Annotated in this window: 15 protein-coding genes; 7 read left to right on the top strand and 8 right to left on the bottom strand. The window is 43.0% G+C overall.

The window, feature by feature from the left end; genetic code table 11:
- Positions 1-107: 107 nt before the first annotated feature.
- The 4 genes from glnA (at position 108) to FLL45_RS12375 (ending at position 3,430) form a co-directional block, all read left to right on the top strand.
- Entirely contained in the window at positions 108-1,517 is a 1,410-nt protein-coding gene (gene glnA, locus FLL45_RS12390; protein ID WP_142942373.1) for a glutamate--ammonia ligase, read from the top strand.
- A gap of 170 nt (positions 1,518-1,687) precedes the next feature.
- Entirely contained in the window at positions 1,688-2,203 is a 516-nt protein-coding gene (locus tag FLL45_RS12385; RefSeq protein ID WP_142942372.1) for a hypothetical protein, read from the top strand.
- An 84-nt stretch (positions 2,204-2,287) separates the two neighbouring features.
- Positions 2,288-2,677, top strand: a complete 390-nt coding sequence (locus tag FLL45_RS12380) for a hypothetical protein (protein WP_142942371.1) — start codon at positions 2,288-2,290, stop codon at positions 2,675-2,677.
- A 54-nt stretch (positions 2,678-2,731) separates the two neighbouring features.
- Complete coding sequence (locus FLL45_RS12375; RefSeq protein ID WP_142942370.1) at positions 2,732-3,430, top strand: DNA alkylation repair protein; 699 nt, start codon at positions 2,732-2,734, stop codon at positions 3,428-3,430.
- Positions 3,431-3,481: 51 nt separating this feature from the next.
- Here the strand turns inward: FLL45_RS12375 and FLL45_RS12370 are convergent, their stop codons facing one another.
- The gene (locus tag FLL45_RS12370) at positions 3,482-3,976 is read right to left on the bottom strand and encodes a porin family protein (protein ID WP_142942369.1); all 495 of its coding nucleotides are present in this window, start codon (positions 3,974-3,976) and stop codon (positions 3,482-3,484) included.
- Between the two features lie 540 nt (positions 3,977-4,516).
- Here FLL45_RS12370 and FLL45_RS12365 point away from each other — a divergent pair.
- Entirely contained in the window at positions 4,517-5,089 is a 573-nt protein-coding gene (locus FLL45_RS12365; RefSeq protein ID WP_142942368.1) for a DUF4124 domain-containing protein, read from the top strand.
- Positions 5,090-5,358: 269 nt separating this feature from the next.
- Here the strand turns inward: FLL45_RS12365 and accC are convergent, their stop codons facing one another.
- From accC to zntR, 5 genes are all read right to left on the bottom strand, one after another.
- Positions 5,359-6,699, bottom strand: coding sequence for an acetyl-CoA carboxylase biotin carboxylase subunit (gene accC, locus FLL45_RS12360; protein ID WP_142942367.1), 1,341 nt, complete (start codon positions 6,697-6,699; stop codon positions 5,359-5,361).
- Positions 6,700-6,795: 96 nt separating this feature from the next.
- On the bottom strand, positions 6,796-7,257 hold the full coding sequence (gene accB / locus FLL45_RS12355) for an acetyl-CoA carboxylase biotin carboxyl carrier protein (protein WP_142942366.1): 462 nt from the start codon (positions 7,255-7,257) through the stop codon (positions 6,796-6,798).
- Between the two features lie 115 nt (positions 7,258-7,372).
- Positions 7,373-7,810: a type II 3-dehydroquinate dehydratase gene (gene aroQ, locus FLL45_RS12350; RefSeq protein WP_142942365.1), complete on the bottom strand. Its 438-nt coding sequence runs from the start codon at positions 7,808-7,810 to the stop codon at positions 7,373-7,375.
- 273 nt (positions 7,811-8,083) lie between these two features.
- Entirely contained in the window at positions 8,084-9,169 is a 1,086-nt protein-coding gene (locus tag FLL45_RS12345; protein WP_142942364.1) for an SO_0444 family Cu/Zn efflux transporter, read from the bottom strand.
- Positions 9,166-9,615 (bottom strand): Zn(2+)-responsive transcriptional regulator, encoded by a 450-nt coding sequence (gene zntR, locus FLL45_RS12340; protein ID WP_142942363.1) that lies wholly within the window; start codon positions 9,613-9,615, stop codon positions 9,166-9,168. Before zntR ends, FLL45_RS12345 begins: the two co-directional genes overlap by 4 nt.
- Positions 9,616-9,765: 150 nt before the next feature.
- Here zntR and FLL45_RS12335 point away from each other — a divergent pair, with 150 nt between their 5' ends.
- Positions 9,766-10,179, top strand: coding sequence for an ACT domain-containing protein (locus FLL45_RS12335; protein ID WP_142942362.1), 414 nt, complete (start codon positions 9,766-9,768; stop codon positions 10,177-10,179).
- Here FLL45_RS12335 and FLL45_RS12330 read toward each other — a convergent pair.
- Both FLL45_RS12330 and FLL45_RS12325 read right to left on the bottom strand, forming a co-directional pair.
- Positions 10,176-10,718 (bottom strand): TIGR02444 family protein, encoded by a 543-nt coding sequence (locus FLL45_RS12330; RefSeq protein ID WP_142942361.1) that lies wholly within the window; start codon positions 10,716-10,718, stop codon positions 10,176-10,178. The genes FLL45_RS12335 and FLL45_RS12330 overlap by 4 nt on opposite strands.
- Positions 10,719-10,805: 87 nt before the next feature.
- Complete coding sequence (locus FLL45_RS12325; RefSeq protein WP_185964440.1) at positions 10,806-12,125, bottom strand: amidohydrolase; 1,320 nt, start codon at positions 12,123-12,125, stop codon at positions 10,806-10,808.
- A gap of 102 nt (positions 12,126-12,227) precedes the next feature.
- Here FLL45_RS12325 and FLL45_RS12320 point away from each other — a divergent pair, with 102 nt between their 5' ends.
- Positions 12,228-12,782, top strand: a complete 555-nt coding sequence (locus FLL45_RS12320; protein WP_142942360.1) for a GNAT family N-acetyltransferase — start codon at positions 12,228-12,230, stop codon at positions 12,780-12,782.
- Positions 12,783-12,784 lie beyond the last annotated feature (2 nt).

Genomic DNA, 12,784 nt, shown 5'->3' with positions numbered 1-12,784 from the left:
GATTTTGGGGATTTTGAAAGTTGGCATCCCGATTGCAGTAAGCACGCCAAACAATATCTATTATCCACTTATTGCTTTTTGTAATAACAATTTTTGAGGAACACACCATGGCTAAAAAAGACGTCTTCAAGATGATTGAAGAAAACGACATTGCTTTTGTCGACCTAAGATTTACCGACACAAAAGGTAAAGAGCAACACGTAACCTTACCTTCTCACTGTATCGATGAAGATTTCATGGAAGAAGGTAAAATGTTCGATGGCTCTTCAATCTCTGGTTGGAAAGGCATAAATGAGTCTGACATGGTGTTAATGCCAGACGCAGAAACAGCAGTCCTTGACCCGTTTTGTGAAGATGCCACTTTAAACTTGCGTTGTGATATTTTAGAGCCAGCAACCATGCAAGGTTACGATCGTGATCCTCGCTCTGTCGCTAAGCGCGCGGAAGCCTACTTAAAATCAACTGGAATCGCCGATACCTGTTTCTTTGGTCCTGAGCCTGAGTTCTTCCTATTTGACGATGTAAAATACAGCGTTGACATGCGCGGTGCTTCTTACCAAATTGACTCTAACGAAGCGGCGTGGAACTCTGAGAAAAACTATGATGATGGTAACATGGGTCACAGACCTCGCGTTAAAGGCGGATACTTCCCAGTACCACCTGTTGATTCTTCACAAGATATCCGCTCACAAATGTGTTTAGTTCTTGAGGAAATGGGCATTAAAACTGAAGCTCATCACCATGAAGTGGCTACCGCGAATCAAAACGAAATCGCAACTAAGTTCAACACATTAGTTAATAAAGCTGACGAAGTACAAATTCTTAAGTACGTGGTTCACAATGTTGCACACGCTTACGGGAAAACAGCGACCTTTATGCCAAAACCCGTAGTTGGCGACAATGGTTCTGGTATGCACTGTCACCAATCTTTAGCAAAAGATGGCGTTAACATCTTTGCGGGTAACAAATACGGTGGCCTTTCAGAAGAAGCGATTTACTACATCGGTGGAATTATCAAGCATGCTAAAGCCATCAATGCATTAGCTAACCCGTCAACCAACTCATACAAGCGTTTGGTTCCAGGGTTTGAAGCGCCGGTTATGCTGGCTTACTCAGCTAAAAACCGCTCTGCTTCTATCCGAATTCCACATGTACCAAGCGAAAAAGCGCGCCGCATTGAAGTTCGTTTCCCAGATCCTATGGCAAATCCATACTTAGCTTTCACTGCAATGTTGATGGCTGGTATCGACGGTATCCAAAATAAAATTCATCCAGGTGATGCAATGGACAAAGACTTGTATGATCTCCCTGCTGAAGAAGCTGCCGAAATCCCACAAGTCGCTAGTTCATTAGAAGAAGCACTAAACGCACTCGATGCTGACAGAGCTTTCTTGACTGCTGGTGGTGTTTTCAGCGATGACTATATTGATTCGTTCCTCGAGTTGAAACGTGAAGAAGTCACTTACTTGAACATGACAACTCATCCTGCTGAGTTTGATATGTATTACAGTCTATAAAATCAGATTGTTATAAACTCAAGAAACCCGGCTATTGCCGGGTTTTTTATTGATGACGCACCAATAAAATGAGCATTTCGCTATGCGCTGCGCAATAAACTGCTGTCAGAGGCGGTACAAGCGAATAAATTCAGCTAAACTTATGAGAGACTAAAAAAGTGTGAGCCGACATGCCAACGATCGACACCTCCTCTAGCGCTGCCGCGAAATTTCAAAATATCGCCAGTAAACGGCAAGCGTTGGAGAGTTTGATCGAAATCGCGGCGGGGATTCATCACCAACAATCAGCGCTCAACGACTTAGCGCTGGCAGCAAAACCCTCACAAATCTTCTCTGCCAAAGTTAATGCTTTTTTTGATCAAATTGAGCAGCGAATGCAAACGGTATCAGTTTCTGAAGTTCTTCAGAAACTCGAAGCTGTAGAATCAATTACTCAAAAGACATTTAATCACATCATCAAATTAACATCGCTAGATGTCAATCAACTGCGAGATAATCAAATAGAAGATATCGATGTTGCAAAGTTCTCCGATGCGATCATCAATTTTAAACGCAGAACTCAAACCGCTTTAGCTTTTCGAATATTGCTACAAAAACGAGGTGTAGCAATTCATCCATTTAAACTTCCTGTTTCCCAAGAGTCGATTTCTGAACAAATTGAAAAATTAAAGCAAAAAGAAAGTTAATGTGTCCAGCAAGTCAAGCAAGAGATCAATGACATTATCAGTGAAACCAATGCTTTGTTAAATTCTGAAGCGCTACCGGATTCGATGAAAAATGAATTAGTATCCGTTAAACAGGCCATGAGAGCTAACTTGAGTCATCTAGATGACGGTGGACTGATCACTGAAATTCCTCACTGTTTTGAAGTCATTACAGTAGAGACAAATGAACCAGACTATTTGAATCTCGAATCCAATAGCTCAAAGCCTGCATCATCGACTAATGACGATAACACCGACAGGCAACCAGTAGCGGAAAAGCCGGACCAGGTCCCGCAGGTTGAGAACACCTCCCCAATTGAAACAAAAATAAAAGACCGTAAATTATCAAGAGACGACAACCAACTCTCTTTTTGGGGATTACTGAAAGCTTGGTTACTTTCACCTTGGAGCACTAGCTGGCAGAACATAAAAGAAAAACATAATAAAAAACCCTAATTTTCTTAAACGGATTAGTTTATTGAGATAAATCCAATCAAAGGGCAATCAACAATGAATAAAATAGAAGTCATGGCTTTGCTACAGGCCAATCAAAATGAACGCGGTTTAAAGCGCTGGCAATCAATGGGGTCGTCCAATGGCGGTTTATTGAGTTATGGAATTGGACTCACCCAACTACGCAAAATCGCGAAACAAATTGGCAGAGATCACGCGCTAGCAAAATCGCTATGGCAATCAAATTACTATGATGCAAAAGTTATTTCGTTATTAATCGATGAGCCAAAAAGCTTAACAAGAGAACAAATTGAAGACCAAGTAGAGAATCTAAACGCCGGTATGCTATGTCATGTGTTTAGCTCCTGCGATGCGACGCTAGCCAAATCTCCAATGGTGAAAGAAGTTGCAGAAGACTGGTTGAAAAGCAATGATGAAACGAGACGCCGCTGTGGCTATGGCTTGCTGTATGAATTGAGTAAAAACAAAAAAAATAAATCTCTTAACGATGACTTTTTTCTAAAGTGGTTATCACACATCAATAAAACCATTGATAATGAAGAGAACTGGGTTAGATTAAGTCAAGGCGGCGCTTTGATTGGCATCGGTAAACGCAGCAAAGTACTGAATAAAGAAGCGATTGAAATTTCTCGTCGAGTGGGGCCGATTAAGTATAGCGATGGCGAACGAAAGTGCGAGCCTTTAGATGTTTTAAAACATCTGACGAGTGAGCAATTGAAAAAGAAATTTTCATAAAAAAAGCAGCGGTTACGCTGCTTTTTTTTACACTGGAATATTAAGTAAAACTTAGAAATTCCAAGTAAAACCAGCGCTGATTCCTGAAATTTCTACACCGTCTTTATCTAAGAACGTTGCATATTCCAAGTTGATTGCTGACGTTTCGCCTACCGCAATGTCCGCACCAAGTCCGAAACTGAAGTCGCTCTCAGAACCTGAAACGCCATCAGCAGAAATTTCACCGTCAGTGTATCCGATCATTACGTATGGGTTAAAGTCACCATCCGGTTGAAAATTATACACACCATACAAACCTAACATTTGATCAACTTCAATGTCTACGCCGAAAGTAGTGTCATCTGACAAACCGAAAGCTAAACGACCTTCTAGAGAGAAGTTTTCGCCCATGTAGCTACCGTATTTCATCATCACAGCACTTGGAGAAGCATCAGCAAATCCAAAGTCAACTTTTGCGTCAACATAGTTAACACCAAAGTAGCTATCAGCAAGAACTGATGAAGACATGGTTGCAGCAACAACCAAAGCGGCTAATTTTAATTTCATTGTGTAACTCCCTTAAAAATTTATTTTAGTGCCGCGTTCGTTTTTACAAACGCGCTCGGATTATATATCGCTATCAGTTAATAAATATCGTGAATATGCAACAATATGTGTATTAATCTGATAGATTACTGGCAAAAATAATTTTTACGCCAGCTACTATACGATTGCGTTTAGCAGATATTCCGATGGGCGACATTTTGAGTGACTCAAACCCGATTAACAATGTCGAATGTCTCAAAAAGCACTAAGATATTTACTATTAACTCTGTAAGACCGAACAGTTGAAACTTTTCAATTCATCTGCATGTCTATATGTTATCGCGGTATGTTAACCCGATACAGGCTCGATTAATGAGTCGGTCTGGCTAAAAAGCATCCATTAAAAGGACCGTTGAGTTAAAGATTGGATATATCAGCGACTTTGCACGAAATTGAAATTGATGTTTTATCAAGAGTAACTACCACTATACTTGGCGATGAAAATTGGCAAGTGGTTTAGATTTTGATAAGTTATTTAAACCGCTGACTTGGGAATAAATCATGTCGAAACGAATTTTGACCATTGTTGCACTACTCGCTGCTTCGTTATCTATATCAGCAGGCGAGAAAAAGAAACTTTACAAATGGGTAGATGAGAACGGTAATGTTCACTACTCGGATGAACCTCACAAAGGTGCGGAAGAACTCGAAATCAAAGAAGTCCCCACCATAAAAATGGACACACCTCCAGTCCAAATAACCGGATTAGAGTCTCTTGATATTTCAGCCGATCCAGACGACTTTCAAGGCGGCTATTCGGTGGCAAGGTTAAGCGAACCACTTAACAATAGCGTTGTGAGAAACAATGCTGGCGCAATAACATTGAGTGCACAACTGTCTCCGCCATTGTCAGAAAACCATACAATCCGCTTTTTTCTGGACGGTCGACCAGTTAGTCGAGATCCCAAAGCACTCACCGTGACGGTCGATGAGCAGGCCTACGGTGAGCATTCGGCTTACTTTGTCATTCTAAATACTAAAGGTAAACAGCTCCACAAAAGCGAGACGAGTAACTTCAACTTACTCAACATGATTAATCCCAATATTCGCAAAAACCGCAAAGGTGGAAATTAATCCCGTCGTTTATGGCTTGTGAGAAACTGCTCTCCGGCCTAAATTAATCTCATAACGAGTTGATAAATAAGAAGTTTTTTGCTGTTTCTCTTCAGTTCTGTTAATTCGTTCTCAGAACTTTTTCAAGCTATACACTATGATAGATACAAGTTAGACAGAAGCACGCGGCTTCTGCTTTCACTTGTTAGGCATTAAGTTGCTCTATTTTTTCAACCCCTGATTTGCCCGCCGAAAATTAGCGGGCATTTTTTTGGGTCTGATAGACAGGTCTATAGGCCGAGCTTTTTCTCAAGATAGTGGATGTTTGTTCCACCTTTTTGGAAGTTTTCGTCAGCCATAATTTTTCGCTGGAGCGCGATATTGGTCTTGATTCCGTCGATGATAACTTCGTCTAATGCCATTTGCATTCTCGCCATAGCGACTTCACGAGTCTCTCCGTAGGTAATCAATTTGCCAATCATTGAATCGTAGTAAGGCGGTACTTTGTAACCTGAATAGATGTGTGAATCCCAGCGAACCCCCGGGCCTCCCGGCGCATGGTAGCGGGTTATTGTACCTGGAGAGGGAATAAAGCTTTCAGGATCTTCAGCATTGATTCGGCACTCAATCGAATGCCCACGCAATTTAATATCTTCCTGCTTAAAGGAAAGAGGCTGTCCTTCCGCAACACGCAACTGCTCTTTTATGATGTCGACCCCAGAGACCATTTCCGAGACGGGGTGTTCTACCTGGACTCGCGTGTTCATCTCGATAAAATAAAACTCACCTTTTTCGTAAAGAAACTCAAAGGTACCAGCGCCACGATAGCCGATTTCTTTACAGGCCTGGACACAACGCTCGCCTATGAATCGGCGCTTTTCTTCGGTAATACCTGGCGCAGGCGCTTCTTCGACGACTTTCTGATGACGTCTTTGCATTGAGCAATCGCGCTCCCCGAGGTAAATCGCATTGCCATGATTATCCGCCATCACTTGGATTTCGACATGGCGAGGAGTTTCAAGGAACTTCTCCATATAAACCATATCGTTGTTAAACGCGGCTTTCGCTTCAGCCTTAGTCATCGCGATCGATTCAATTAACTCATCTTCGCTTCGGACTACACGCATACCGCGACCACCGCCACCGCCAGACGCTTTAATAATAACTGGATAGGCAATGCGCTTAGCAATGGCTAAATTTTCTTTCTCATCATCGCCTAGTGGACCATCTGAACCAGGAACACAAGGAACCCCCGCTCGTTTCATCGCAGTTATTGCCGAAACTTTATCGCCCATTAGACGAATACTATCTGCGACCGGGCCAATAAAAGTAAAGCCACTGCGCTCTACTTGCTCGGCAAAATCCGCGTTCTCTGCAAGAAAACCATAGCCCGGATGGATAGCTACTGCATCAGTCACTTCTGCCGCAGCAATAATTGCTGGGATGTTAAGGTAACTTTCCAAGGGTGAAGCTGGCCCGATACAAACTGACTCATCAGCTAGCTTTACATGCATCAGATTTTCGTCTGCCGTGGAGTGAACCGCCACGGTCTTAATACCCAACTCGCGGCATGCTCTGAGAATTCTCAGGGCTATTTCTCCACGATTGGCAATCACAACTTTATCAAGCATTTTACTTTCCAGAAAATTTGATCTATTCAGCTTTTCGCTGTTCAACTCGCGACAATATCAGCGCATTACTCTGATATTTCTCATTGGCGAGCAGTGTTATTCAATAATAAATAGTGGCTCATCAAACTCTACAGGTTCGCCATCTTCAATTAATATCGCTTTAATTGTTCCTGCCGCATCGGCCTCGATTTGATTCATCATTTTCATCGCTTCAACGATGCACAATGTGTCACCAACTTTCACTTGATCGCCTACTTCAGCAAATGATTTTGCACCAGGAGATGGCGAACGGTAGAAGGTGCCTACCATCGGTGATTTAACTTGATGACCGGAAACCTCAGCAGCAGCTGGCGCAGTAACTTCGCTTCCCGCTTCCGCTGCCGCTGGAGCCGCGGCAGGAGTTGGCGCTGGAGCCGCAGCGTAATGCACTGGCGTAGAAGCAACAGGTGCAGTCGCACGACTGATTCGCACTGACTCTTCACCTTCTTTAATTTCTATTTCCGCTACACCAGATTCTTCGAGTAATTCGATTAATTTTTTTACTTTTCGAATATCCATAATGAATACACCTTGAAGATTGTTAAAATATGCTAAAACTTAAAACTGTTTAGTCAGCGCACATGTTCTGCTAACACTGATTAATATGCCTTCCTAATAATCACGTCTCATCAAGTCATTTTTTGAGCCGCTTGATAACCTGATCTGCTGCAATTGAATAACTATCTGAGCCAAACCCACAAATTACGCCAACAGCCAAATCCGAAAAATAAGAGTGTTGACGGAAAGGTTCTCGGCTGTGCGGATTGGAAAGATGGATTTCAATAAACGGTATCCCTACTGCAGCAAGCGCGTCACGAATGGCGACACTGGTGTGGGTAAACGCTGCCGGGTTGATGATGATAAACTCGACGCCATCTTTCGCCGCCGCCTGAATTTTATCAACCAGCTCATGCTCCGCATTGGATTGAAAAAAATCCACCGCTACCGCAGCTTTCTCAAATTGCTCAGTCACCCGATCAGCGATGTCTGCCAAAGTATCAGCGCCGTAGATTTCCGGTTCTCTTGTCCCTAACAGGTTCAAATTAGGACCGTTGAGCACTAGAACAGCCATAGGAATAATAGTTTCCAATCTGTATTTGTAATTAATGACGCCAAAATACGCTAATTTCGTCAAACTAGCAAGAAATGAAAGGTTTGACCATTGGACGACGTTTTTAAGCATAACGTTGGGGACATTTGCTCAATTAGGCCTGTTTATAAGAATTTAGCCGATTTTAATCGCATTATCGCGATATTTGGCGGCAATTTTTATTATTCAAGATTTACAATTGAGTTATTGTTATTGCATGATTGATGAATATTCGTAATCAATTGGTACGTAATTTCACGAAGCTTTGGGAGAATTATCGCTTTTCCGTAAAAATTCTCGGATATTTGACCAATGATGCTTAAATATATTTCTAAGCATCAAACAAGCCAGCAAGATCGCCGACATTTGATGCAAGATTGACTCATTCATCGCGTGACTATGTGCAACCGCGCTGTAAACTTCAAAACCAAAGTGAGCGATCGCCCAATTCACCAGATATCCAAACCCAATACTCGCGCTCAATATACTGATTAAATAAGCAGTAAGCACCGAGTTTCCCATTTCTTGGCGAATCATCCCCATAGTGGATAAGTTAGTTGCAGGTCCCGCCAACATAAAAACCAAGATTGCACCGGGACTAACGCCTGCAGCAAGAAAACCAGCGGCTATTGGTGTCGATGCTGTCGCACAGATGTACATGGGAATTCCGATTAAGGCCATGACTATCATCGCTAACAAGCCGTCTCCCCAGTTAACCAAAAAGTCCATTGGCACCCAAGTGCGAATAGCCGCTGCCAAAACCAGACCAATCAACAACCAGCGTGTTATATCCATTAGCAACTTACCCGATGCGAACGACAGTGAGTTAACAATTCTTTGCGTTAGGCTCGGCGTCTCTGACTTGTCGCTACTGCAGCTTCGCTCTGATTGACAACATGAAGTAGCGTGTGATGACGGACCTGGCTGTTGTTTTTCATTTCGAGTAACAAACATGACCAGTAACCCCGCGTATATAGCACTCATTATCGCAGCCACCGGACGAATGATCGCCATGAACGGACCGAGTAGCGCATAAGAAACCGAAACTGAATCGACACCGGTTTCCGGTGTGGCCACCAGAAATGAGACACTGGCTGATTTCGAGGCACCTGATCGACGCAAGCCAATAGCAGCAGGAATAACCCCACAAGAGCATAAGGGTAGCGGTGCGCCGATAAATGCAGCTTTAACTACCGATGTTAAATTACTTTGGCCTAACTGTTTGTTGAGTAACGCCATTGGAACCAACCATTTCATCAAACCTGCAATCATTAAACCGAGGAGTAACCATGGCGCAGACTCGATAAAAAGCGCGACGAAATTAGTCAACAAGGTGGTCATTGTCTCGCTCCAAGTTCAGTCGAAAGATCAGAAGCCGCTAAAGTATGTAAAATACTGCAATGGGTGGCTTTTTCAGTGCCTCCGCAACACGCTTCATACATCTGATGCAAACTGCCTCGAATAGATTGAAGATCGCGAATCTTGGCGTCGATTTCGGCGATTTTTTCTCCCGTATAAGTCTTAACCTCTTCACAGGTATGGGCCTCTTTCGCTAAATTTAAGCCCAGCAAATACTTAATCTCTTTCAGTGAAAAACCGACTTTTTTGGCTTGGAGAATAAAACTCAATTGGGTGAGATGGCTATCATTATACAATCGGTATCCCGCGGCAGAGCGTGAATGTGATTGGAGTAAACCTTTAGTCTCATAGAAACGCAAGGTTTCGACAGTCGAGCCAACTTTTTTGGCTAGCTCTCCAATTTTAAAAACGGCGGAATTTTCAGACATATCAACTTGTTCAGCGATTGATTGAGATTAAGTTGAGTATAAACCCTATAGCTTACTTTAGGGTCAATAAGAGGCGAGAAAATAATTTCGTGATAAGCGAAGTGTTGTTAATATCGAAGGCCATCAATCAACTAATAGAGACTTGCTAGGATGACAGGAGAACTCGACTTAGCGAAATTGTTGAAGAATATGTCCCCCAGCCTCGATCCTGAGATCTATATTTTTGCTTGTGTCGCCACCGATCAAATTGCACAGGTTTTCCCTCACAAGCCACTCGCAACATTTCAAGAGCATGAGGGAACGACAGTAATACTCGCTAAAGGGTCAGCTGAACAGCTGAATATCAACTTTGATGCTGACTACCGCAGAATCACACTCCAAGTGCACTCGAGTCTCGAAGCGGTCGGATTAACTGCAGCGGTCTCCACTCGCTTGGCAGACAATATGATTAGTGCAAATGTTGTTGCCGCTTTCTACCATGATCACATATTCGTACCAGCCAATGATGCTGAAAAAGCACTGTTGTTACTCGAGGAGCTAGTCGACGAATGTCGCGACGCTTAAGCCGTGTCTCCTGAAGCGCTTACCCACAACATAACGAGTTGTAAGTAATCGGAATCCGACTGAGGTGCGCCACATAGCTGAACTAAATTGGATAGGAAAAGTTTTTCGGGTGACAGTGAACTGGTATTTAGTAACGAGAATTCGGCGTGAGTAAGTACTTCTTCTGCCAACTTTTGTTGGTGTAATTTTTCTATTTTTAACTCAGTTTCTTTTAATGCTTCTCGCGTGCTATGGATCTTTTCAGGATAAGGTTTATCCCACTGAGCTTCCAATTCAAATCGAGTATTGCGAATATTATCAACCCACTTTTTGGTTCGACGTGTTCGACTCTGTGCGGCTTCAACAATATTGGCAGACAACTCAATGCCAAACCTATGCGTGACCCAGAGAGCGAACAATAATTCGTTAACATTCTTATCTTGAGTGTCTTGCAGATTTAGCAAGTACTCGCTCACTTCAGGTAAACTATAAAAAGCGACTGAACTTTGCCAGAACGCTTCTATCGCCTGTTCTAGATTAAAACCGCCCTTATCTATCATCTAACACAATCCTTAATTGGCTCAATCACATTTAAGTTAGCCGAATCATTAAAATCGATGGCCGTGATGTCACGTTCTGCTCTAAGATTAGTTGTTCAAATAGTCAATTGCCATATTAGTCAGTGTTGAAACACCAAGTTTCATTCCGGTTTCGTCAATATAGAAGTCTGGCGTGTGGTGCGCGGGTGCTTCGTTTTCAGGAACATTGAGGGGTTTGCCTCCTAAGAAAAAATAGAAGCCAGGAACCTCTTGAGCAAAATAGGAAAAGTCCTCAGCGCCGGTAATTGCATCAATCAAAATGACCCGGCTTTCACCCGCTTGTGCTTTTAAAGTTGGCAGCATTTGTTCGACTAATTTTGGCGTATTGTAAGTCACCGGATAATGTACCGACATCGGAATTTCAACCTCAACACTCGCCCCCATGCTTTCCGCAACACCGTTAGCTATCTTACGAATCTTAGTATGGATCTGCTGACGCATTTCATTATCAAGCGCCCGAATGGTTCCGATCATTTCAACTTCTTCCGGAATAATATTAGAGCGCACCCCGCCATGAATGCTTCCTACGGTGACTACAGCGGCCTGTTTGGTCAATTTTAGTTGTCGGGAAACTATCGTTTGCAAACTATTGATGATTTGACTTGATACAACGATGGGATCAACACCATTCCATGGCGCAGAGCCGTGGGTTTGCTGACCTTTTACCTTGATACGAAAGTCATCAACACTGGCCATAATTCCACCCGGCCGGTAACCAATCACCCCGACCGGCATTTGAGAGGCAATGTGGAGCCCGAAGATAGCGTCAACATCCGGAGACTGTAATACACCTTCTTTCACCATCAACTCAGCCCCTCCTTCTTCACCTTCTGGTGGTCCTTCTTCGGCAGGCTGAAAGATAAATTTGACGGTACCTCTAATGTTGTCTTTTTGTTTCGATAAAACTTCAGCAACGCCCATCAAAATCGCAACGTGAGTATCATGACCACACGCATGCATTACACCAACTTCTTGTCCCGCGTAATTAGATTTTACTTTTGAAGCAAAGGGCAAATCGACTCTTTCGGTAACCGGTAAGGCGTCCATATCCGCTCTCAAAGCAACGACCTTACCTGGCCGGCTCCCCTTAAGAAGAGCAACCACACCGGTATGAGCAACCCCAGTTTGTACCTCGAGTCCTAAACGGCGTAAATGTTGTTCAATATACTTCGCAGTTTTAAATTCTCGGTTCGATAGTTCAGGGTTTTGATGAATGTGGCGACGCCACTTAATTACTTTGCTCTCGACATCATCGATCATTTGATTTAATTCTTTTTGATAATCGCCAGCCATCAGCGGCAGCGCAAGGCTACCGTTAATTACAATAAAAAAATAAACCAACAAAGAGAGTAAAGGATTAGCTTTCATATTATTTTCGATCCGATTGCACCACTTAGCTTTCAAGGATACTGTTTTAAAAAAGCCCTCTCAAGGGTAAACTAAGCAAAACAATAAGCACCTAGAACGAAAATGCCTGACTACCCCGTTATTATCGCAAAGACAGAACGTCTCACAATGCGAGCCATGGAAGTAAAAGATGCGCCTGAGGTTTACCGCTACAGAAACCAGCCCGATGTCATGATTTTTCAAGGCTGGACGCCACAATCAGCCGATGAAGTAAAAGCATATGCGGAGTCAATGAATGAACGAGCGATTGCTGCAGCCGGTCACTGGTATCAAGTCGTGCTCGACTATCAGGGAATTATTGTCGGGGACGTCGCCTTTTGTATTGAAACTGAACATGAACAGCAAGCGGAACTCGGCATTGCGATTGACACACAATATCAAAAGCTCGGCTTCGCTCAGGAAGCCACCAGAGGATTAGTCGACTATCTGTTTACGACGCACAATTTGCACCGAATTCATGTTTCTATCGATCCGCAAAATCATGCCTCAAGAAAATTAATTGAACGGTGTGGATTTCGTTTTGAAGGACACTTGAAAAAAGCCGTTTGGTTTAAAGGACAATGGTGCGACGATCTTATTTTGGCAATACTCAGAGAAGAGTGGCAACAACAAAAGTAGAC

Origin of the sequence: Aliikangiella marina, assembly GCF_007004765.1 — a bacterium.
Taxonomy (GTDB): Bacteria; Pseudomonadota; Gammaproteobacteria; order Enterobacterales; family Kangiellaceae; genus Aliikangiella; species Aliikangiella marina.
The sequence above is the reverse complement of the archived record's forward strand: the minus strand, read 5'-3'. Positions and strand labels throughout refer to the sequence as shown.